The 20,668-nt window shown below is 70.8% G+C and carries 21 protein-coding genes; 14 read left to right on the top strand and 7 right to left on the bottom strand.

The features are described from left to right. Positions 1-92: 92 nt before the first annotated feature. On the top strand, positions 93-992 hold the full coding sequence (locus tag PH203_RS28435) for an N-acetyltransferase (protein WP_289923399.1): 900 nt from the start codon (positions 93-95) through the stop codon (positions 990-992). Here PH203_RS28435 and PH203_RS28430 read toward each other — a convergent pair. Continuing rightward, positions 989-1,381, bottom strand: a complete 393-nt coding sequence (locus PH203_RS28430) for a VOC family protein (RefSeq protein WP_289923396.1) — start codon at positions 1,379-1,381, stop codon at positions 989-991. The genes PH203_RS28435 and PH203_RS28430 overlap by 4 nt on opposite strands. A 70-nt stretch (positions 1,382-1,451) precedes the next feature. On the opposite strand from PH203_RS28430, the gene PH203_RS28425 reads away from it, so the two are divergent. Then, positions 1,452-1,982 (top strand): GNAT family N-acetyltransferase, encoded by a 531-nt coding sequence (locus PH203_RS28425; RefSeq protein ID WP_289923394.1) that lies wholly within the window; start codon positions 1,452-1,454, stop codon positions 1,980-1,982. Positions 1,983-1,997: 15 nt separating this feature from the next. On the opposite strand, the gene PH203_RS28420 is transcribed toward PH203_RS28425, so the two are convergent. Next, positions 1,998-2,681: a glycerophosphodiester phosphodiesterase family protein gene (locus tag PH203_RS28420; RefSeq protein ID WP_289923393.1), complete on the bottom strand. Its 684-nt coding sequence runs from the start codon at positions 2,679-2,681 to the stop codon at positions 1,998-2,000. A gap of 287 nt (positions 2,682-2,968) precedes the next feature. On the opposite strand from PH203_RS28420, the gene PH203_RS28415 reads away from it, so the two are divergent. The 5 genes from PH203_RS28415 to PH203_RS28395 all read left to right on the top strand — a co-directional run bounded on the left by PH203_RS28415 (position 2,969) and on the right by PH203_RS28395 (position 7,599). Beyond that, the gene (locus PH203_RS28415; protein ID WP_289923391.1) at positions 2,969-4,366 is read left to right on the top strand and encodes a DUF6421 family protein; all 1,398 of its coding nucleotides are present in this window, start codon (positions 2,969-2,971) and stop codon (positions 4,364-4,366) included. A gap of 50 nt (positions 4,367-4,416) precedes the next feature. After that, positions 4,417-5,166 carry an SDR family NAD(P)-dependent oxidoreductase gene (locus PH203_RS28410; protein ID WP_289923389.1) on the top strand — a complete coding sequence of 250 codons (750 nt, stop codon included), beginning with the start codon at positions 4,417-4,419 and terminating at the stop codon, positions 5,164-5,166. Continuing rightward, a complete protein-coding gene (locus PH203_RS28405) occupies positions 5,163-6,233 on the top strand; it encodes a low specificity L-threonine aldolase (RefSeq protein ID WP_289923388.1) in 1,071 nt (356 codons plus the stop codon). Before PH203_RS28410 ends, PH203_RS28405 begins: the two co-directional genes overlap by 4 nt. Before the next feature lie 83 nt (positions 6,234-6,316). Next, positions 6,317-6,889 carry a transglutaminase domain-containing protein gene (locus tag PH203_RS28400; RefSeq protein ID WP_289923387.1) on the top strand — a complete coding sequence of 191 codons (573 nt, stop codon included), beginning with the start codon at positions 6,317-6,319 and terminating at the stop codon, positions 6,887-6,889. Between the two features lie 8 nt (positions 6,890-6,897). After that, the gene (locus PH203_RS28395; RefSeq protein ID WP_289923386.1) at positions 6,898-7,599 is read left to right on the top strand and encodes a phenylalanine--tRNA ligase beta subunit-related protein; all 702 of its coding nucleotides are present in this window, start codon (positions 6,898-6,900) and stop codon (positions 7,597-7,599) included. A gap of 4 nt (positions 7,600-7,603) precedes the next feature. On the opposite strand, the gene PH203_RS28390 is transcribed toward PH203_RS28395, so the two are convergent. From PH203_RS28390 to PH203_RS28380, 3 genes are all read right to left on the bottom strand, one after another. Further along, positions 7,604-10,507, bottom strand: coding sequence for an NACHT domain-containing protein (locus PH203_RS28390; protein ID WP_289923385.1), 2,904 nt, complete (start codon positions 10,505-10,507; stop codon positions 7,604-7,606). A gap of 138 nt (positions 10,508-10,645) precedes the next feature. After that, positions 10,646-11,374: a lysophospholipid acyltransferase family protein gene (locus tag PH203_RS28385; RefSeq protein WP_289923383.1), complete on the bottom strand. Its 729-nt coding sequence runs from the start codon at positions 11,372-11,374 to the stop codon at positions 10,646-10,648. Between the two features lie 189 nt (positions 11,375-11,563). After that, positions 11,564-11,980, bottom strand: a complete 417-nt coding sequence (locus tag PH203_RS28380; protein WP_289923382.1) for a DUF4395 domain-containing protein — start codon at positions 11,978-11,980, stop codon at positions 11,564-11,566. A 76-nt stretch (positions 11,981-12,056) separates the two neighbouring features. On the opposite strand from PH203_RS28380, the gene PH203_RS28375 reads away from it, so the two are divergent. The 4 genes from PH203_RS28375 to PH203_RS28360 all read left to right on the top strand — a co-directional run bounded on the left by PH203_RS28375 (position 12,057) and on the right by PH203_RS28360 (position 15,244). Beyond that, positions 12,057-12,470 carry a thioredoxin family protein gene (locus PH203_RS28375; protein ID WP_289923381.1) on the top strand — a complete coding sequence of 138 codons (414 nt, stop codon included), beginning with the start codon at positions 12,057-12,059 and terminating at the stop codon, positions 12,468-12,470. A 207-nt stretch (positions 12,471-12,677) separates the two neighbouring features. Next, entirely contained in the window at positions 12,678-13,187 is a 510-nt protein-coding gene (locus PH203_RS28370; protein WP_289923380.1) for a flavin reductase family protein, read from the top strand. Between the two features lie 233 nt (positions 13,188-13,420). Continuing rightward, positions 13,421-14,209, top strand: a complete 789-nt coding sequence (locus tag PH203_RS28365; RefSeq protein WP_289923379.1) for an electron transfer flavoprotein subunit beta/FixA family protein — start codon at positions 13,421-13,423, stop codon at positions 14,207-14,209. 72 nt (positions 14,210-14,281) lie between these two features. Next, a complete protein-coding gene (locus tag PH203_RS28360; RefSeq protein ID WP_289923378.1) occupies positions 14,282-15,244 on the top strand; it encodes an electron transfer flavoprotein subunit alpha/FixB family protein in 963 nt (320 codons plus the stop codon). A gap of 61 nt (positions 15,245-15,305) precedes the next feature. On the opposite strand, the gene PH203_RS28355 is transcribed toward PH203_RS28360, so the two are convergent. Beyond that, entirely contained in the window at positions 15,306-16,199 is an 894-nt protein-coding gene (locus tag PH203_RS28355; protein WP_289923377.1) for an endonuclease/exonuclease/phosphatase family protein, read from the bottom strand. Between the two features lie 180 nt (positions 16,200-16,379). Between PH203_RS28355 and PH203_RS28350 the strand changes: the two genes are divergently transcribed. The 3 genes from PH203_RS28350 (at position 16,380) to PH203_RS28340 (ending at position 19,927) form a co-directional block, all read left to right on the top strand. Next, positions 16,380-17,675, top strand: a complete 1,296-nt coding sequence (locus PH203_RS28350; protein ID WP_289923376.1) for an aldolase/citrate lyase family protein — start codon at positions 16,380-16,382, stop codon at positions 17,673-17,675. Positions 17,676-17,695: 20 nt separating this feature from the next. Then, positions 17,696-17,947, top strand: a complete 252-nt coding sequence (locus PH203_RS28345) for a hypothetical protein (RefSeq protein WP_289923374.1) — start codon at positions 17,696-17,698, stop codon at positions 17,945-17,947. 78 nt (positions 17,948-18,025) lie between these two features. Then, positions 18,026-19,927: a serine/threonine-protein kinase gene (locus tag PH203_RS28340; protein ID WP_289923373.1), complete on the top strand. Its 1,902-nt coding sequence runs from the start codon at positions 18,026-18,028 to the stop codon at positions 19,925-19,927. On the opposite strand, the gene PH203_RS28335 is transcribed toward PH203_RS28340, so the two are convergent. Beyond that, entirely contained in the window at positions 19,873-20,667 is a 795-nt protein-coding gene (locus PH203_RS28335) for a hypothetical protein (protein WP_289923371.1), read from the bottom strand. The two genes, PH203_RS28340 and PH203_RS28335, sit on opposite strands and share 55 nt — an antisense overlap. Between the last annotated feature and the right edge of the window lies 1 nt (position 20,668).

The following is a 20,668-nucleotide window of genomic DNA, read 5'->3' as shown; positions in this document are numbered from 1 at the left end:
CTGGCCCCGGGCCCCCGACCGCGCGTACCCTCGTCCGCGTACCGCACCTCATGGCGGCCCTCCCGTTCACCACCACGGCCCGGAGGCCCCGTATGTCCGCTCCAGAGGTGCGCCCGTTCCGCCGCGACGACCGCGACCAGCTCACCGAACTGATCAACGCGCATGTCGCCGCCGTGATCCCCGGCGTCTCCGTCTCCACCAACACCGTCCTGAGCGCGCTGGAACGCCGGCCCGAGGAGTTCCTCACCGACCCCTGGGTGTGCGAGCGCGTGACACTCGTCGCCGAGCAGCACGGGTACGTCGTCGCGGCCGCCCATCTGCTGCGCTACCGCGCGGACCCGGAGGTCGGCGAGAGCTACCGGGACGCGGGCGAGATCAACTGGCTGGTCTGCCATCCCCGGGCGTCCTTCCGGTCCGACCCGGAGGAGGCCGCCGACCTCCTGCTCGCCGCCTGCCTCGCCCGGCTGGCCCGCTGGAACGTCCGCGTCCGGTATGCCGACGGCTCGCTGCCCGCCCCGGTCGTGTACGGCCTGCCCCGCAACTGGCCGCACATCCGCGCCGCCTACGCACGGGCGGGCTTCCGGCACCTGGGCGACACGGAGGTCGTCCTGATCGCCCGCGTCGCCGACCTCCCACCGCCCGAGCCCTGCCCGGGCGTCACCGTCGAACGCACCCTGGGGGAGTGCGGCACCCGCTTCACGGCCCGCGACGGCGGCCGCGCCCTCGGCTTCATCGAGGTGGACACCGCCCTGGCCCGCCCCGAACGCCACACACGCGCCGCGGGTCTCGCCGACATCGGCAACCTGCACGCCGGGTCCGAGGACCTGCGACGCCGGCTCCTCGCCCAGGCCGCCGAATGGCTCCGGCTGTCCGGCGTCGACCGCGTCGTCGCCTACGAGCAGGCGGGCGACACCAAGGCGATCGCCCTGCTGACCTCGACCGGCTTCCACGAACTGACCCGCACCGACCGAGGCTGGGAACACCGCCCCTAGATCCCGGGCCGGTACCGGATCGGATGGTCCGCCGGCACCTCCACCAGCACGATCGGCATCCCGTCCGGGTCGGCGATCCACATCTCGATCAGCCCCCAGGGCTCCTTCACCGGCGGCCGCACGATCGCGACGCCCTTCGCCAGCAGCTCCTCGTGCGCGGCCGCCACGTCCTCGACCTGCATCCACAACCGCACCGCCGGGGACGGCGGTGTCTGCGACCGCCCCGAGACCTCCAGGAAGCCGCCGCCGAGGAAGTAGACGGTGCCGCGGTCGGGACCCGTGCCGAACTCGCGGTAGACGGCGAGGCCGAGCTGCTCTCCGTAGAAGGCCCGGGAGCGCTCGGGGTCGGTGGGGTGGAGGAGGGTTCGGCCACTCAGTACGTGCACCATGCGGCGGAGCCTAGTGGGAGCGTTACGCTCGTCGGTGCCCGTGCCGTGCCCGAGAGCGGAGATACGCCCGATGACCGCTGGACTCACTTTCCGCGACGCGACCGACGCCGATGTGGATGCCCTGGTCGCGCTGATCGAGTCGGCGTACCGAGGGGACTCCAGCCGGGCGGGGTGGACCACCGAGGCGGACATCCTCCAGGGGCAGCGGACCGACCCCGACGGGGTCCTCCAGGTCATCAAGTCGCCCGACAGCCGGCTGCTCACCGTCGAGCGCGACGGCGGGATCGTGGCCTGCTGCCAGCTCGAACACCGCGGCGTCCACGCCTACTTCGGGATGTTCGCGGTCAGCCCGCAGCTCCAGGGCGTCGGCCTCGGCAAGGTGATCATCGCCGAGGCCGAGCGCAGGGTCCGCGAGGAGTGGGGTGCCACGGAGATGCAGATGACGGTGATCTCCGTACGCGACGACCTCATCGCCTGGTACGAGCGGCGCGGCTACCGCCGTACGGGCCGGATGACCCCGTTCCCGTACGGCGACGAGCGCTTCGGCATCCCGCAGCGCGACGACCTGCAGTTCGAGCTGCTGGTCAAGCCGTTGGTGTGACGTTCATGCAGGGGGCTATGCGGTGAAGCGGGCGGTGCGCTTGATCTCCGGGTAGTCGGTGGTCGCACCGTCCAGCTGCAGGGCCCGTACGAGACGCAGCTGGTCCTGGGTGTTGACCACCCAGCCGATGATCCTGAGGTCCGCCTTGCGGGCGTGTTCGACGACCTCCAGGGTGATCCGGCGGATGTTGAGGCAGACGGTCGCGGCGCCCGCCTCGACGGCCCGGTCCACGACGTCGGTGCCGTACCGGCTGGCGATCAGTGCGGTCCGTACGCCCGGCACCAGGCGGGTGATCTCGGCGACCGCCTCGTCGTGGAACGAGGAGACCTCGACCCGGCCGACCAGATCCCGCTTGAGCATGACCTCGGCCAGGGCCCGGGCCGCCGCGATGTCCTTGATCTCGGCCTGGAGCGGTGTCCGTACGGCCTCCAGGACCTCCTCGAAGACGGGGACCCGCTCGCCGCGGCCCGCGTCCAGGGCGCGCAGTTCCTCAAGGGTCTTCTCGGCGATCGGGCCGGTCCCGTCGGTCGTGCGGTCCACGTCCGTGTCGTGCATGACGACGAGCGCGCCGTCCTTGCTCAGGTGCAGGTCGAGTTCGATGACGTCGAGGCCGGCCTCCTGGGCGGCGACGAAGGAGCGGAGGGTGTTCTCGGGTTCGAGACCCATGACCCCGCGATGACCGATGGTAAGGAAGTTCAAGGTTCAACTCGCTTCCGTCGACGGCGGCTCAGCCTCCGCAGCCTAGTGGCCCGGGGCGGTGATGAACCCGCGCGTACACAGGCGTGGGCGAGTCCTGCGGGCATTGACCGCCCCTCGACCCCAAGGGGGTTACGTATACCCATTGAATCCGCCGACATGGCGTTCGGCAGGAAAAATTTCTGTGACCATGTGGCTGCGCAGGATAATTTCCGGAGACTCCTCTTGCTTGAAGAAACCTGCCATGCATACGGTGTCCTGACGCGAGGTTCTCCCGTGGAGGATGGGACATGACGGAAATTCTTGTGCAGGCGGCGACGGGGGAGCAGGCTCCTCCCATGACCAGGGTGGTGGAGCACCCGGCATGGCCCGTGCTCAAGGATGCCGTGGAGCGGATCCGGCCCTGGCAGTCCAAGGACGGATCGATCGACTTCACGGCCGAGGGCGCCCCCGGGCGCGCCGATGCCGAGGCCGTCGTACGGCAGGTCGTCGGCGCCGTCGAGGAGCTCTCCCCGCTGCTCCCGCACGACTGCGCCTACCACGAGGCCCTGGTCAAGGACCTGCAGCGGTGGGCCGACGGCGGTTTCGAGGTGCCCGACTTCCTGGACTCCCTGCTGGCCTTCCAGCCCGCCGCGGGCCGCGCCGACGGTCTGCAGCACCTGGTCGTCTTCCCGATGTACACGCAGAACGGCAACCCCGACCGCAACCTCGAAGCGGTCGTGCTGCGCATGGTCTGGCCCGACTGGCTGGCCGAGCTGGAGCGCACCCGCTACGACAACCCGCTGTTCTGCGGCATCAAGTTCGAGGACTTCACGGCCGGCTACGACACCAACTCCGCCGTGCTCTTCCCGGAGACCATCGCCGTGCGCGAGGCACCGGAACGCTTCTCCTGGGGCGGCATCTTCTGCGACCGCGAGGCCGCCCGCTTCCGCCGGGTCACCGACGCCGCCGTCGACATCCTCGGCCTCGAGCTCCCCGAGGACATCGCCGCGATGGTCCACGACCAGACGCGCTGCGAGGAGGCCTTCGTCCTGTGGGACATGGTCCACGACCGCACCCACAGCCACGGCGACCTGCCCTTCGACCCGTTCATGATCAAGCAGCGCCAGCCGTTCTGGATGTACGGCCTGGAGGAGCTGCGCTGCGACCTCACCGCCTTCAAGGAGGCCGTGAAGCTGGAGACGGAAGGCGTCGCGCAGGCCCGTGACGTGCAGTTCGCGGTCCTCTTCGACCGGATGTTCCGCTTCCCGGTCACCGGCGAGCGGGTCCGCAACTACGACGGTCTCGGCGGCCAGCTGCTCTTCGCCTACCTCCACAAGCACGACGTCGTCCGCTGGACCGACAACAAGCTGCACATCGACTGGCAGCGCGCCCCGCAGGTCACCAACCAGCTCTGCGCCGACATCGAGCAGCTCTACCGCGACGGCATCGACCGCCCGAAGCTCGTCCACTGGTTCGCCGGGTACGAGCTGGTCTCCGCCTACCTCGCCCCGCACCCGGGCTCCAAGTGGGCCAAGGGTCCCGACGCCCTCGACCTGACCCAGCCGCCGCGAAAGCTCGTCGATGACGTGCTTCCGGACGAGTTTCCGCTGAGCATGTTCTATGAGGCCCTCTCCAAGAAGCTCAAGAACGTGATCGCCAGCACCAAGGGCATCCGTGCGGAGAGCGCCGAGCAGGTCGCCGCGTGAACGACCGCGGTACCGAGAACACTGCACGGCAAGCTCAGGAGGCGAAGAACATGGCGGGGAACGGAGCTCTCAGCGGTGCGGTGATCGCGGTGGCCGGCGCGGGCGGACCCGCGGGCCGCGCGACACTGCGGCGACTGGCCGAGGCGGGTGCCACCGTCGTCGGCGCGGACAACGACCCCGAGCGGCTCGCGGAGGCCGTGTCCCACGCCCGGGACGCGGCCGGCGGGGCCACCGTCACCGGGGAGCCCGTCGACCTGCTCGACCTGGAGTCCACCCGGGACTGGGCGGCCGGCATCGAGAAGGACTTCGGCCGGGTCGACGGCGTGGTCCACCTCGTCGGCGGCTGGCGTGGCAGCGAGACCTTCATCAAGACCAGCCTCGACGACTGGGACTTCCTGGAGCTGCTGCTCATCCGCACCGTGCAGCACACCTCCCTCGCCTTCTCCGAGGCCCTCCAGCGCAGCGACCGCGGCCGCTACGTCCTGATCAGCGCGGCCGGCGCGACCAAGCCCACCGCGGGCAACGCCGCCTACGCCGCCGCGAAGGCCGCCGCCGAGGCGTGGACCCTCGCCATGGCCGACTTCTTCCGCAAGGCGGGGGCCGGTGAGGAGCTCACCTCCGCGGCGACCATCCTGGTGGTGAAGGCGTTGGTGCACGACGCGATGCGCGCCGAACGACCCAACGCGAAGTTCGCGGGCTTCACGGACGTCAAGGACCTCGCCGGTGCCATCGTCGACGTCTGGGACAAGCCCGCCGGAGAAGTGAACGGAAACCGTCTGTGGCTCACCGAGAAGCCGTGAACCCTGCGAAGACCGACGCCCGTCGCCGTCACGACCCGGACAGCCGCGGCTTCGCCAGCGACAACTACGCCGGCGCCCACCCGGAGGTGCTCGCCGCCCTGGCCCTGGCCAACGGCGGGCACCAGGTCGCCTACGGCGAGGACGACTACACCGACAACCTCCAGTCGATCATCCGCAGCCACTTCGGCCCCACGGCGGAGGCGTTCCCGGTCTTCAACGGCACCGGTGCCAATGTCGTCGCCCTCCAGGCGGTCACCGACCGCTGGGGCGCGGTGATCTGCGCCGAGAGCGCGCACGTCAACGTCGACGAGGGCGGGGCGCCGGAGCGCATGGGCGGCCTGAAGCTGCTCACCGTCCCCACGCCCGACGGCAAGCTCACGCCCGAGCTGATCGACCGCCAGGCCTGGGGCTGGGAGGACGAGCACCGGGCGATGCCGCAGGTCGTCTCCATCACCCAGAGCACCGAGCTCGGCACCCTCTACACGCCGGACGAGATCCGGGCGATCTGCGACCACGCCCACGCGCGCGGTATGAAGGTGCACCTGGACGGCTCCCGGATATCCAACGCGGCGGCGTCGCTGAACGTCCCGATGCGGACGTTCACCAACGCGGTCGGCGTCGACATCCTGTCGCTGGGCGGGACGAAGAACGGCGCGCTCTTCGGTGAGGCCGTCGTGGTGATCAACCAGGACGCCGTCAGCCATATGAAGCACCTGCGCAAGCTGTCGATGCAGCTCGCCTCGAAGATGCGCTTCGTGTCGGTGCAGCTGGAGGCGCTGCTGGCGAAGGATCTGTGGCTGCGCAACGCCCGCCACTCCAACGAGATGGCCCAGCGGCTGGCCGAGGGCGTCCGGGCGGTCCACGGTGTGGAGATCCTCTACCCGGTGCAGGCCAACGCGGTCTTCGCGCGGCTGCCGCACGAGGTGAGTCTGCGGCTGCAGAAGCGGTTCCGTTTCTACTTCTGGGACGAGGCCGCGGGCGATGTCCGCTGGATGTGCGCGTTCGACACGACCGAGGAGGACGTGGACGCGTTCGTCGCGGCGCTGAAGGAGGAGATGGCGCACTAGCGCACATCCATCCACTGCATAGCTATGCGATCACCCGTAAAACGATTGACGTTCGGGTGATCGCATTCCTATGCTCTGCGGTCATGGAGCTGATCCAGAACACCGCTGATCTGTCCGCCTACTTGGCCGCGGACGAGGCCATCGACCACCATCACCCGCGCGTGCGGGAGACCGCGGCCCGCCTCGCCCGGCAGGCCGAGGACTCGTATGGGTATGCGCGACTGGCCTTCGAGTTCGTACGCGACACCATCCCTCACTCGCAGGACGCGGGCGACCCTCGAGTCACCTGGCGCGCCTCCGACGTCCTGGAGCAGGGCACCGGCATCTGCTACGCCAAGGCCCACGCCCTGGCCGCGCTGTTGCGGGCCGAGGACATCCCGACGGCGCTGTGCTACCAGAAGTTCGACGTGGTGCACGGTCTGGTCGCCGTCCGGTTCAACGGGGCCTGGCATCGGCAGGATCCTCGGGGCAACAAGCCGGGTGTGGATGCCCAGTTCTCCCTCGACGGCGAACGGCTGGCTTTCGTGTGCGATCCGGAGTCCAATGAGGTGGACTATCCAGTGCTGTACGCTGAACCGCATCCGGCCGTTCTGAGCGTCCTCAAGGCCGCTCCCGACCGGCCGCACCTGTGGAAGACGCTCCCGACCGCACTCTGAGGCAGCCGATGACCCTCTCCCTGACCGTGTCCGACGAGGTCCGCACCCTCGCGCCCGGCTTCACCCACGTCGCGATCGAAGCGCACGACCTGGTCAACGGGCCCAGCACCGAGGCGAGTTCGGCACTCCTCGACGACGCGGCCCACCGTCTCGCCGCCCGTCTGGACGGCCGGGCCCCGCACGAGGACCCGCACATGGCGGCCTGGCGCTCGGTGTACACGGCGTTCGGCTCGAAGCCGTCACGGACACGCAACTCGGCGGAGGCGCTGGCGAAGCGGGCCCTCGCGGAGGGCGGGCTGCCCCGGATCAACCTCCTCGTCGACCTCTACAACGCGATCAGCGTCGCCCATCTGATCCCCGTGGGCGGCGAGGACATCGACCGCATCGAGGGCGGCATGCGCCTGGTCCGGGCAACCGGCGAGGAGGACTTCGTGACCGTCGCGGGCGGGGAGGAGGTCGTCGAACACCCTGACGCCGGGGAGGTGGTGTGGCGCGACGACCGTGGCGTGACGTGCCGCCGCTGGAACTGGCGCCAGGGGCCGCGGACCCGGCTCACGGAGGAGACCGTCTCCGGGATCTTCCTGCTGGAGAGCCTCGCGCCGATGGCGGTCGCCGAGGTGGAGGCGGCCGCTGCCGAACTGGCCGAGCTGTTGGAGAAGTTCAGCCCGGGGGCGCGGATCGAGGTAGGGGCGGCGGTGTCGGCGGGCTGAGGGGTCAGGGACGGCGTACGAAGTCGACGTCGCGGCGGGCCCAGGCGCTCAGGAGGTCGCCGTAGCCGTCGGGGACGGGGAGGCCGGGGAGGGGGACGTCGTCGCCGGTGTGCCTGGCCGCGATGTAGGGGCCGAGGTCGGAGAGCGGGCCGAGCACGGCCACGAGGCGCTCGGTGGCCGGGGGTTCGCTGCAGGCCTCCAGGGAGGTCAGGAGCAGCACTGCGGCGCCCAGGTAGCCGTCGGCGTCCAGGGCGTCGGGGGCCACAGGTTCCCGGGACGCCGAACTCAGGGATCGGAGCATGCCGTCCAGAGGGCGCGACACGTCGTGGGGACGGTCCGCCCATGGCGGCTGGGCGTGTTCCCGCACCCAGGCACCGACAGTGGAGCAGTCACGTGGGGTGGACTCCCACAGCGGACGTGAGTCCCGCTCGTTCCCCAGGAACACGTAGAGGCAGCGGAAGGCGTACGGCGACCACACGTGATCCGCGCTGAAGATGCCCATGGGCCATCTGTCGAACAGCGAGCTCAGAGTCAGGTCGCCGTTGTGGAGGTAGTCGCTCAGCCGGGCCAGTCCGTGATTGAGACCGACGTCCAGGAGACCGACACCGTCGCGTGCCGCGGCGCGGAACTCTGCCGCGTACTCGGTGATCCTCCCGCGGGCGAAGCCCCACCAGTGGTCGAACAGGTCCTGAGCGTGGATCGAGCTGACGCCGTGGGCGGCGTACGCGGCCAGGAGCAGTCCGGTTCGCCGTCGGTGTCCGTCCCCCGACGTCACGGCGTCGGCGATCGCCGCAGCCAGCTCGTCCGCGACCAGCTCGCGGCTGTACCAGGAGCTGGTGAGCAGGGCCATGACGGGGCCACTGAACTCCGCGTCCATGGGGTCCCCCGGCAGCAGGTGCTCCACCGCCTCCCTCGTCAGCCGGCGCACGATGCGAGGAGGCGGATCCACGCAGCTCAGGCAGCGGGCCAGAAACGCGAGTACGTTTCCGCGGCCTGCGGTCGACCGGCGGCGCCGTTCGTCGAGCAGGGCGGTGAAGACGCGTTCCGCCCCGTCGACCGTCGCGCGGTCCTTCATCTGCACGGCCAGCTGGCCGACGACGTCCCACTGCTGCCGGGCCACGCGGGACGCGAGACGGCGGGCCAATGCTTCCGGGGTGTCGCTGAGGCCGGCGAGCTGAGCGGCGGCGAAGTACTCCAGGAACGTGCGGTGCGTGAAGGTGTACAGGCTCTCCCCGCGTGCGGTGGTGCCCATCTCGCTGAACACCCAGGCGCGTCCGCGGCAGAAGCCCACGAACTGGCGTGCCGCCGTCTCGGCCTCCGCACGCGCCTCATAGCCGCGGCCGTCCAGGAACTCCGCGACCCTGTCCACGAGTTCGCGTTCCGTCACCGAAGGGCTCTCGCCCTCCTCGGTCAGGAGCCAGAGGGCGACATGGCGTAGCGCGGGCTCGACCAGCCGTGACATCGTCAGTTCGACATGAATCCGGCGCCGGACGTCCCACTTGTGGAACAGCAGCGCGGCACACTGCTCGTAGACCTCCGGACGACTGCGCGGGATGAAGCCCGTGCCGCGGTAGAGGATGCACATCAGGGCCAGCATCAAGGGGTTGCCACGCAGATCGGTGAGGTCCGCGCTCCCCGCCAGGAAGTCCTGCGCGCTGCGTCCCGCTTCCTCGGAGGTTCCTTCCTCCTGCGCGAACCACTTCGTGACGTACTCCTCGGTCTGCTCCGGGTCGAACGATCCGAGCCGGTAGCACTCGAAGAAGCGGTCGTCGAGGCGGGCCTCGTCGTAGCCCACGACCCGGGAGCTGACCAGCACCTGTGCCAGTGGGTACTTGGCGCTGAAGAGCTCGACGACCTCGGTCACCTCCCGCCGCCGGGTGGCGTCCAGCAGTTCGTCCAGCCCGTCGAAGACGACCGAGGCGGCTCCGCTCAGCAACAGCCGGTCCACGGCGCCCGGCGGTGCGGGGCACTGGTAGTGGGTCCTGAGGCGGTGCTCGATGTGGTCGACGACCGAGCTCCGCTCCCCGTCGCCTGCGGCGAAGTCGCGCAGTACGACGAGGAAGGGCAGCGGAGAGCTCGGGTCGCAGGCCCGTCTGTGCATGAGGACCTGACAGGTGGTGGACTTGCCGCACCCCGGATCGCCCAGCAGCACGGTGCGGTCCAACAGGCGGTCCAGGTCGGCGAGGTCGAGCGGGGGCGAGTCGTGGTCGTCGTACGTCTGGATCCTCGGACTCACATGCAACGCCTCGATCGGCACCCGCCTCCGCCGCTCGAAATCCGGCGGCTCCAACGACCCGTGCGCGAACACGGCCTGCCGCCGATACGCCCCGACGAACGCCTGGTCCGCGGCAAGGCACTCGGCGTCCCGCAGCGACAACGCCCGCGTATGCCGCTCGATCGCACCGAGCACCGCGGTGATACGAGCCGAGAACGCATCCCGCCGGACCCGGTCCACCAACACCGGGTCCGCCGCGGCGAGTCGGCCCACGATTGTGGCGATCTCCAGATCGCAGTGGTCGAAGAACTCCTCCGCGAGCCCCGACGCCACCGCATCGGGATCCCCGAGCCCGGCGGCGGCGAAGACGGGTGGCAGGGCGGCCCGCGCACAGGCCAGGTACGCCTCCCGCAGCTGCCCGACCACGGCCTCCGGCGCGTCCGTCAAGCGCGCCGCGAGCAGCTCGTGCAGCACCGCCTGGCTGTCGTCGCAGCGGAAGAACTCCGCCACGGATTCTCCGGACACACCGTCCGGCAGCCCGGGAGCGTCCCGTACCGGCGTCAACTCATACGTGTCGAACCAGCGGATCAGCGCCTGTTCGGCACCGTCACTCCCCACCGACTCCCGCCGCAGCCACCGAACCGTACCGGCGATGGCCTCGACGAGCACGCCGGCCGCGACCTCGGCAAGCACGCAGCTCGGTCCCCCCTTCCCGGGCGTCGCCCGGTACGGCGAAGGTAGCCAGGGGCGGGCCGAGCGTCCAGATGGCAGGAAGGGGTGAACTCCCGTCCGGCGGACGGGAGTTCAGGGCGGGAGTTCAGGTTCGCGGCCTCAGCGGGTCTCGGCCGCGCGGACTTCCTCCGGGGTCGGTGCCGTGCCGCCCAGATGCGCCGGCATCCACCAGGTGTCGTCGGCGTCCTTCGGACGGACCGGGTACGCCCGCTGCGCGGCCTCCAGCATCTGCTGGACACTCTCGCGGAGTTGACGGGTGATCGCGCCCGCGTACTTGTCCTTGGGGGCCTCGATCGGCTCGCCGACCCGGATGGTGATCGGGGTGTGGCTGCGCTTGAAGTTGCGCGGGTGACCCTTGGTCCACAGGCGCTGGGTGCCCCAGAGCGCCATCGGGATCAGCGGGACGCCGGCCTCCTGGGCCATGCGCGCGGCACCGGACTTGAAGGACTTCAGGGTGAAGGACTGGGAGATCGTGGCCTCGGGGAAGACGCCGACGATCTCGCCGGAGCGCAGGGAGCGCAGCGCGTGCTGGTAGGCCGCCTCACCCTGCTTGCGGTCCACGGGGATGTGCTTCATGCCCCGCATCAGCGGACCGGAGATCTTGTGCCGGAACACGGACTCCTTCGCCATGAAGCGAACGAGTCGTTTCTGCGGGAGCGCCGCCAGCCCGTCGAAGATGAAGTCCAGGTAGCTGATGTGGTTGCTGACCAGCACGGCGCCGCCCGAGCGCGGGATGTTCTCCGAACCCTGGCAGTCGATCTTGAGGTCCCACGCCTTGAACAACGTGAGGGCGAGACCGACGACGGGACGGTAGACAAGCTCTGCCATGGACGGGGTGGACCCTTCCTTCTCTGCCTGGGAAAGGTGGCTCCCAGCGGGAAAGTTACGGCGCCGTAGGTTTACGGCATCTCGCAGATCGTGCCCCAAGAACGGACGGGGGGCCAGTCCTGGTGCCTGTGAACGGCGAGATACTTGTCACGTCGGCAGCTTGATCCACCTCGGTCTTTTACGAAAGCGTTACTCTGCTCGTACCGCCACCCGCCGTACGAGCAGGTACATCTCGCACCCCAGGCAGTACCCGAACGTGGCGTTCAGGAACGCGGCCGCGAGCGCGGCGCCGGTCGCGGTGAGACCCAGCCACTCCGGTCCGAGTCCGAACCCGACCAGTCCCAGGCCCGCGAAGACGAGCCCCACTGTCTGTGCGAACCGCGGCGGTTCCGGCGCCTCGAACTCGGTCGGCGGCCCGAGCCGGGGCCGTACGGCCTTGCGGTACAGCCAGCCGTACGGCGAGCGCCCCACCCCGCCGGCCGCGCCCAGGGCGAACGCCAGGGTCTGCCAGGCCAGGAGCCACACGCTGCCGGTGATCAGCACGACCGCCAGTACTAGGGTCGTCACCGCTGCTCCGAAGCGCGGTCCCCTCACGTCGATGTCCATGAATCAAGCATTCCGCAAGGGGAACGTTTCGTGGAGCCGGGAATCTTTGCAGTCTCGTGAACGCTGGAGCTGGGTGATGGCCGGACTCATGGTGTGTGTGGTGGTGCTCGCCGCGGCGAGCGCCTACGGAGTGCTGCACAAGCGGCGGAGCGGGAGAGTACGGGTGCGCGGGCGGGACGACGGCAAGCGGCTCGGCACGGCCGAGCTGGGCGGGGAGTTGGGGGAGCGGGCCACGCTGGTCCAGTTCTCCAGCGCCTTCTGCGCGCCCTGCCGGGCCACCAAGCGGATCCTGGGCGAGGTGGCCGGCATGGTGCCGGGCGTCGCGCACATCGAGATCGACGCCGAGGCCCATCTGGACCTCGTCCGTGCACTCGACATCCTCAAGACGCCGACCGTGCTCGTACTGGACGCCGACGGCCGTGTCGTGCGGCGGGCCACCGGACAGCCGCGCAAGGCGGATGTCATCGCGGCACTGGGGGAGGCGGTTTGACCTCGGTGGGCGCACGGTGAGCCATCTCCCATATGCCGGAACGTACTTGACTGCGCCCGCCACCTATCGTCAGCCTGACCGTATGCCTTCCGAACTCCTTCTGTTCGGGCGGGTCCACGTCGACCTCGTCCGCAACGCGAGCGCGCGCTGTCCGGGTTGCTGAGCAGCCACGGACCAGCACGCCCGCCCTCGCAGAAGGACACGTCCATGACGGCAACGCCGGAACTCCGTACCCCTCAGCTCGCCTCTCCCGACCTCCTCCGCTCCGTCTTCCGGCGGCACGCGGCGGGCGTCGCCGTGATCACCGCCGATGGTGAGCGGGGCCCGGTCGGCTTCACCGCGACCTCCCTCACCTCGGTCTCCGCCGAGCCGCCGCTGCTCTCCTTCGGTATCGGCGTCGGCGCCTCCAGCTGGCCCGCGATATCCGAGGCCGAGCACGTCGGCGTCCACATACTCGGCGAGCACCAGCGGGAGCTGGCCGCCACTTTCGCCCGCAGCGGCGCCGACCGCTTCGGCGCGCCCACCGCCTGGTATGAAGGCCCCGAAGGGGTCCCCGTCCTCGACGACGTCCTGGCCTGGCTGGTGTGCCGGGTCGTCGCGCGCGTGCCCGCAGGGGACCATCGCATCGTCCTGGCCGAGGTGCTCCTCGGCGACCCCGCCGGCCCCGGCCGTCCGCTCCTCTATCACCAGGGGCAGTTCAGCGCTCTGCGCGACTGACGGCGCCTCCCGCCCTCTCCCGCCGCTTCTGCGAAGCCGTCGAGTTCCGATTACGCTGCGTTGCAAAGGTCACAGTTCAAAGCGCTTGCTTAGCGGGAACGAACTGGGTGTACTGACGAGTAATATTTCGTTCGGAGCGCGGGCCGCCCCGATCGGGATCGGCCGCTTGGGGCGCCTATGCTGCCTGCAAGCAGGCAGTAGAGATAAGTCGACGGAGCAGTAGGAGAGCCGGCGTGAGCTTGAGGATCGTTGTCACCGTGAAGTACGTGCCCGACGCCACTGGCGACCGGCACTTCGCCGATGACCTGACCGTCGACCGGGACGACGTGGACGGTCTGCTCTCGGAGCTGGACGAGTACGCGGTCGAGCAGGCGCTGCAGATCTCGGAGAACTCCGACGACGACGTCGAGGTCACCGTCCTCACCGTCGGCCCGGAGGACGCCAAGGACGCCCTGCGCAAGGCGCTGTCGATGGGCGCCGACAAGGCGATCCACGTCGAGGACGACGACCTGCACGGCACCGACGCCATCGGCACCTCCCTGGTGCTGGCGAAGGCGATCGAGAAGGCCGGGTTCGACCTGGTGATCTCCGGCATGGCCTCCACCGACGGCACCGCCGGCATCGTGCCCGCGCTGGTCGCCGAGCGCCTGGGCGTCCCGCAGGTCACCCTGCTCTCCGAGGTCTCGGTCGAGGACGGCACGGTCAGGGGCCGCCGCGACGGGGATGCCGCGAGCGAGCAGCTGGAGGCGTCCCTCCCGGCCGTCGTGTCCGTCACCGACCAGTCGGGCGAGGCGCGTTACCCGTCCTTCAAGGGCATCATGGCCGCCAAGAAGAAGCCGGTGGAGTCCTGGGACCTCTCCGACCTCGACATCGAGGCCGAGGAAGTGGGTCTGGACGGCGCCTGGACCAAGGTCGACACGGCCGCCGAGCGCCCCGCGCGCACCGCGGGCACGATCGTCAAGGACGAGGGCGAGGGCGGCAAGCAGCTCGCCGAGTTCCTCGCGAGCCAGAAGTTCATCTAAGGGTCACTGGCCCGCCGAGGCTCACTCCCCTTCCGCCCCTCAAGACTTCGCAATCCGCAGGAGAGCATTCCCATGGCTGAAGTTCTCGTCTACGTCGACCACGTGGACGGTGCCGTCCGCAAGCCCACCCTGGAGCTGCTGACGCTGGCCCGCCGCATCGGCGAGCCGGTCGCCGTCGCGCTGGGCAACGGCGCCGCGGACACCGCCGCCGCGCTCGCCGAGCACGGCGCCGTCAAGGTCCTCACCCACGAGGCCGCCGAGTACGCCGACTACCTGGTCGTGCCGAAGGTCGACGCCCTGCAGGCCGCCTACGAGGCCGTCTCCCCGGCCGCCGTCCTGGTGCCGTCCTCCGCGGAGGGCAAGGAGATCGCCGCGCGTCTGGCGCTGCGCATCGGCTCCGGCATCATCACCGACGCCGTCGACCTGGAGGCCGGTGACGAGGGCCCGGTGGCCACCCAGTCGGTGTTCGCCGCGTCCTTCACCACCAAGTCCCGTGTCAGCAAGGGCACCCCGGTCATCACGGTCAAGCCCAACAGCGCTGCTGTGGAGGCCGCCCCGGCCGCCGGCACCGTCGAGGCCCTGTCCGTGACCTTCGGCGCGCTGGCCACCGGCACCAAGGTGACCGCGCGCACCGCGCGCGAGTCGACCGGGCGTCCGGAGCTGACCGAGGCCGCGATCGTCGTCTCCGGCGGCCGTGGCGTCAACGGCGCGGAGAACTTCCCGCTCATCGAGGCCCTCGCCGACTCCCTCGGCGCGGCCGTGGGTGCCTCGCGTGCCGCGGTGGACGCCGGCTGGTACCCGCACACCAACCAGGTCGGCCAGACCGGCAAGTCCGTCTCGCCGCAGCTGTACATCGCCAACGGCATCTCCGGCGCGATCCAGCACCGCGCGGGCATGCAGACCTCGAAGACGATCGTGGCGGTCAACAAGGACGCCGAGGCCCCGATCTTCGACCTGGTCGACTACGGCGTGGTCGGCGACCTCTTCGACGTCGTCCCGCAGCTCACCGAGGAGATCAACGCCCGCAAGGGCTGATCGCACCGAGGCGTGACAAGGCCCCCGCGACCGCTTTCCGAGCGGCCGCGGGGGCCTTTGCTCACGGCAGGGTCAGCGAGGCCTGTACGGGCAGATGGTCGCTGGGGAACTGCCCCTCGACCGCGAAGGTGTTGATCCCGGCGCGGTGGACGGCGGTGCCGGAGGAGGCGAGTATCCAGTCGATGCGGTCGCCGCCCGGCGTGAGCGGCCGGTAGCCGTGGAAGGTGGCGTACAGCGCGCTGCGCTCGGCCGCGGTGTCCCAGGTGTCCTCGAGGCCTGCGGCGAGCAGTGTGTCGTAGGCGCGGTTGCGGTGGGCCGCGGCGTTGAAGTCGCCGGTCACCACGACCGGCGCGGAGCGGCCGAGGTCCGCGACCTTCCGCGCTATGAACTGCGCTCCGCGCTCGCGGGCGTACTGACTGGCATGGTCGAGGTGGGTGTTGAGGACGTGCACCTCCCGCCCGCCGGCGTTCAGGTCGCGGAAGCGGACCCAGGTGACGATCCTCGGGAACATCCCGCCCCAGCTGTTCGAGCCGATGACCCTGGGGGTGTCGGAGAGCCAGTAGGTGTCGTGCTCGACGGGGGCGAGGCGCCGGGTGTCGTAGAAGATCGCCATGGACTCGTCGCGGCTGCCGCCCTCGCGGCCGGTGCCGATCCAGGCGTAGAGCGGTCCGAGGTCGCTGTGGATGTCGCGGAGCTGCTGGTAGAGGCCCTCCTGGGTGCCCAGGATCGTGGGGGCCTCGCGGCGCAGGAGCCTGCGCATCACCGGACGGCGGGTGGGCCAGCTGTTGGGCTGGGAGTCGCTCGCGAAGCGCAGATTGAACGTCATGACGGAGAGCCGGAGGTTGCCCGGACCGGCGGCCGAGGTCGGCATCGTGGCCAGCAGGGGCAGGGCGAGGCCTGCGGCCACGGCGGTTCTCAGCCCCGCGCGACGGGTCATCCTCATGGTGTGCGGCATCAAATCCCCTCCCGACGGGACAGGATGAGGGGTCGAACCGGCGTGCGAAAGGGTGCGTACCTGTATCCCGGGTGAACTCCGTGCTCAGGCAGTGGACGGGTGTTGACCAGGGGGAAGGTCGCGGATAACTTCATTCTACGGATTGTTGATTCCGTAGAGCGGAAAATGGGAGGATGTGGCATGGGTCAGGGCCAGCAGGAGCAGGTGACGACGAGCCTCGCGGGCGCCGTCAGCGAGGAGATCAGCGCCTCCCTCGCCCCGGTCGACGCCGAGCTGGAGCGCCGCTACCCCGGTGACCCCGGCACCCGCCAGCCCGTCCACACCGTCTACGTACCCGGCGACGCCTTCGCCGCCGACACCCTCCGCTCCTGGGGCGACCAGGCCCTCGCCGCCCTCGACGAACACGCCCCGGACGCCGCGTCCTTCGCCGCGGTCCTCGGTCTGTCCGACGACCTCGCCGAGCCGGTGTACTCCCGCGTCCGGGCCAAGCTCGAGCGGGAGCCCGTCGAGGACCTGCGCGTGGACTTCGAGGACGGCTACCAGGGCAAGGAGGAGGACCAGGACGCGGCCCGTGCCGCCCGTCTGATCGCCGAGGCGTACGAGAACGGCACGGCGGCCCCGTACATGGGCATCCGCATGAAGTGCATGGAGACGGCGGTACGCGACCGCGGCATCCGCACCCTCGACATCTTCCTCACCGGCCTGATGGAGACCGGCGGCCTGCCCGAGGGACTCGTCCTGACGCTGCCCAAGGTGACGTACGCCGAGCAGGTCACCGCCATGGTGCGGCTGCTGGAGGAGTTCGAGAAGGCGCGCGGCCTGGAGCCCGGCCGGATCGGCTTCGAGATCCAGATCGAGACCAGCCAGTCCATCCTCGCCACCGACGGCACCGCGACCGTGGCCCGGATGATCCAGGCCGCCGAGGGCCGTGCCACCGGACTGCACTACGGCACCTTCGACTACAGCGCCTGCCTCGGCGTCTCTGCCGCCTACCAGGCCAGCGACCACCCGGCCGCCGACCACGCCAAGGCGATCATGCAGGTCGCGGCCGCGGGCACGGGGGTCCGGGTGTCGGACGGTTCGACGAACGTCCTGCCGGTCGGCCCGACGGCCAAGGTCCACGACGCCTGGCGCCTGCACTACGGCCTCACCCGTCGCGCCCTGTCCCGCGCCTACTACCAGGGCTGGGACATGCACCCCGGCCACATCCCCACCCGCTACGCCGCCGTCTTCGCCTTCTACCGCGAAGGCTTCGAACAGGCCGCCGCCCGCCTCGCCCGCTACGCCGGCCACACCGGCGGCGACGTCATGGACGAGCCCGCCACCGCCAAGGCCCTCAGCGGCTACCTCCTGCGCGGCCTGGACTGCGGCGCCCTCGACAGCGCCGAGGTCGCCCGGGCCACCGGCCTGACCAGGGCGGACCTGGAGGGCTTCGCGACGCCGAGGCGGGGCGACCTGACGATCTCGGGGAAGTAGGGACTCGCTAGATTGCGGCCATGACCCTTGGAGCGCACGACGAGATACCGACCCGCGAGGACCTGGCCGCCTTCGTCCGCGCACTGCACGAGGAGTACCTCCAGCGGGGTGACGAGTGGGAGAACCGCACGCTCGACACCTTCCTGGAGGCGCTCTCGGCATGGATCGACTCCGCGCCGGGTTGGTACCGGAACTTCGGCAAGGAGCTCCCTGCCGGCGGCGACTGGACCTTCCTGGCCCGTGCGCTGAGCGCTGCGACCGTCTACGAGTGACGGGCGGCACCCTGAGGTCCCCGCGGGACGGATTACTCTGTTCCGCACACATGGACGGGTGACAGGAACGGGGCTGCGGTGTCTTCGGGGGAGAACGGACGGACGGGCGAGACCGGCCGGGTGCTGGCCGGGCGCTATCGCGTCGTGGGGCAGCTCGGCCGCGGCGGCATGGGCGTGGTGTGGCGGGCCGTCGACGACGTCCTCGGGCGTGAGGTCGCCGTCAAGGAGCTGCGCACCTACAACGACGCCGACGGCCCCGAACTCGCCGGCCTGCGGCTGCGGATGCAGCGCGAGGCCCGTGCGGCGGCCCGGGTCCGCCATCCCGGCGTGGTCGCCGTGCACGACGTGACCGAGGTCGACGGCCGCCCCCTGATCGTCATGGAGCTGGTGGACGGCCCCTCCCTCGACGACGTCCTGCGCGAGCGCGGCACCCTCGACCCGCGCGAGGCGGCCGGTATCGGCGCCAAGGTCATGGACGCCCTCGCAGCCGCCCACCGCGCCGGCGTCCTGCACCGGGACGTGAAGCCCGGCAACATCCTCCTCGACCGCTCGGGCCGGGTCGTCCTCACCGACTTCGGCATCGCCACGATGGAGGACCCGGGCGACGGCTCCGCCACCCACCTCACCCGCAGCGGCGAACTCGTCGGCTCCCTCGACTACCTGGCCCCCGAGCGCGCCCAGGGCGCCGACCCCGGCCCGGCCTCCGACGTCTGGGCCCTGGGCGCCACGCTGTACGCCGCGGTCGAGGGCACCTCGCCCTTCCGCCGCACGTCCACCTTCTCCACCCTGACCGCCATCGTCACCGAGCCGCTTCCGGAGTCCGCCAACGCGGGGCCACTGGGGCCCGTCCTCCAGCGGCTGATGGACAAGCGGCCCGAGGGACGTCCGGAGGCGGAGGAGGCGCGGGAACTCCTGCAGACGGTCGCGGACGCGCGCGGTACGGACTCACAGACGACGACCTTGCGGGGTACGGCGGGGACGGCGCCCGTGGAGACCGAGCGCGTGGTGCCGTCGGTGCCGCCGGGGTTCGGGCCGGCGGGGCAGGCGCCCGGGCCGGATGGCGTCGGCGGCCCGGAGCGGGGCTCGGCGACGGCTCAGGGGGCGGGAAACCCCGCTCCGGGCTCGGCGACGGCTCAGGGGTTCGGAATGCCCCCTCAGGGGCAGGCGACCGGCCAGGGCTTCGGACCCCCTGCTCAGGGCACCCCGGGTCAAGTCGCCCCCGCCGCACAGGGTTTCGGCGCCCCGGTCCACGGGGGACCGCCCCCGGCCGGTTTCGGGGCCGCCGACCCCGCCCCGAAGGACCCGGCCGCCACCGCCTCCGTGGACACCGCCCGCCTTCCCCGCCGAAGAGGCCGCGCACTCCTCGCCGCCGCTGCCGTCACCGTCGTCCTGGCCTCGGCCGGTGTCACCGTCGCCCTGCTGAACGGCACCGGAGACGCGGAGGCGGGCGGACCGACCCCGTCCGCCACCCGGTCCGGGGCCACGTCCACGGTGGGCGGCCGGGGCGACGTGGCCCCCACGGACGACTCCGCGCCCACCGAGCGGGGGGACGAGAAGACCCCGTCGGCGTCCGCGTCGCCGGACCGCACGCCCGAGAGCACGGCGAGCGGCCGGGCCACCGCAGCGCCCGCCCCGACGAAGACCTCAGGGGGCGGCGGCACCGGCGCCACACCGAGCGGTGACGGGACGACCCCGGCCCCGTCCTGTTCCGCCACCGGCCGCGGCACGTACGACTGCGTGGTCTGGAAGACCGCCGACTCCTACACCGCCGACGGCACCAAGGTCGGCATCCTCAAGGCGGGCACCAACTACTTCTACTGCCAGCAGAACCTGGGCCGCCGCGAGACGTCCGGCGAGTGGACCAACGTCTGGTGGGCGAAGACGGACGACGACAGCGGCAACACGAACGTCTTCGTCAGCGTCGTCTACGTCAAGGGCGGCGACAACGACGAGCCGGTGCCCGGACTGCCGGTCTGCTGACCCCGCACATGGCGCTCCAGACCGGAGGCCGTCACCAGTTTCTCCTCCTTGAACAGCCGCGTGCCCTGTTCGCACAACCGGTGGTCGGCCCGTGCCCGCGCACAGAACTCCTCGGGCGTGACGCCGAACAGCTCCCTCAACCGGGCGGAACCCACGAGGAGTTCGGTGAGCAGCGCCCGCTGGCCGGGGTGGGTGCGCGGGGCGCCGGTGCCGTCGTGCAGGACGCCGTGGCGGTTGACGTACACATGAGCGCCCGGGAGTCGGGTGCCGTCCGTGAGCTCGATCCGGACCTCGGGGGCGGGCAGCCAGGCGCGCCGGTAGTTGCCGTCCGGCAGTGGCACGCCTTCGCTCGCGTCGATCACCGCCAGCTGCTCGGCGTCGAGCCAGGTGAGGAACAACTCCCGTACGGTGTCCGGCGCTTCGAACGGTGAGGCGGAGACGTATCCCAGGCGGCTGACATGTGCGGAGACGCCGATGTCGATGCCCGTGACCCGGGTCCGCACGATCGGGATCGGGGACGCGATCCCCGACTCGGCCATCTTGTGGCGCAGTTGGGCGGGGCTGGCGTTGGAGCCGACCGCGAGGACGGGGACACGGTCCTCGTGGACCAGTCGGTCGAGGGGCAACAGGCGGTCGCCGTCGAGGAGTCCGGACTCCGCCGGCCACACGCCCGGGTAGAGCAGCGGATGGTCGCGCGGCGCCTCGGCCAGCCCCAGGGCCGTGAGCGTGCGGTCGCTCACG

The organism is Streptomyces sp. S.PB5, assembly GCF_030403745.1.
Classification (GTDB): domain Bacteria; phylum Actinomycetota; class Actinomycetes; order Streptomycetales; family Streptomycetaceae; genus Streptomyces.
This window is presented reverse-complemented; position numbering and strand designations above follow the sequence as displayed.

Coding starts and splice junctions, on each gene's coding strand:
- PH203_RS28370 (WP_289923380.1), top strand. CDS start 12,678: ATGACGGCAACGCCGGAACTCCGTACCCCTCAGCTCGCCTCTCCCGAC.
- PH203_RS28395 (WP_289923386.1), top strand. CDS start 6,898: ATGACCCTCTCCCTGACCGTGTCCGACGAGGTCCGCACCCTCGCGCCC.
- PH203_RS28400 (WP_289923387.1), top strand. CDS start 6,317: ATGGAGCTGATCCAGAACACCGCTGATCTGTCCGCCTACTTGGCCGCG.
- PH203_RS28360 (WP_289923378.1), top strand. CDS start 14,282: ATGGCTGAAGTTCTCGTCTACGTCGACCACGTGGACGGTGCCGTCCGC.
- PH203_RS28425 (WP_289923394.1), top strand. CDS start 1,452: ATGACCGCTGGACTCACTTTCCGCGACGCGACCGACGCCGATGTGGAT.
- PH203_RS28385 (WP_289923383.1), bottom strand. CDS start 11,374: ATGGCAGAGCTTGTCTACCGTCCCGTCGTCGGTCTCGCCCTCACGTTG.
- PH203_RS28350 (WP_289923376.1), top strand. CDS start 16,380: ATGGGTCAGGGCCAGCAGGAGCAGGTGACGACGAGCCTCGCGGGCGCC.
- PH203_RS28345 (WP_289923374.1), top strand. CDS start 17,696: ATGACCCTTGGAGCGCACGACGAGATACCGACCCGCGAGGACCTGGCC.
- PH203_RS28410 (WP_289923389.1), top strand. CDS start 4,417: ATGGCGGGGAACGGAGCTCTCAGCGGTGCGGTGATCGCGGTGGCCGGC.
- PH203_RS28430 (WP_289923396.1), bottom strand. CDS start 1,381: ATGGTGCACGTACTGAGTGGCCGAACCCTCCTCCACCCCACCGACCCC.
- PH203_RS28375 (WP_289923381.1), top strand. CDS start 12,057: ATGGCCGGACTCATGGTGTGTGTGGTGGTGCTCGCCGCGGCGAGCGCC.
- PH203_RS28355 (WP_289923377.1), bottom strand. CDS start 16,199: ATGCCGCACACCATGAGGATGACCCGTCGCGCGGGGCTGAGAACCGCC.
- PH203_RS28380 (WP_289923382.1), bottom strand. CDS start 11,980: ATGGACATCGACGTGAGGGGACCGCGCTTCGGAGCAGCGGTGACGACC.
- PH203_RS28435 (WP_289923399.1), top strand. CDS start 93: ATGTCCGCTCCAGAGGTGCGCCCGTTCCGCCGCGACGACCGCGACCAG.
- PH203_RS28415 (WP_289923391.1), top strand. CDS start 2,969: ATGACGGAAATTCTTGTGCAGGCGGCGACGGGGGAGCAGGCTCCTCCC.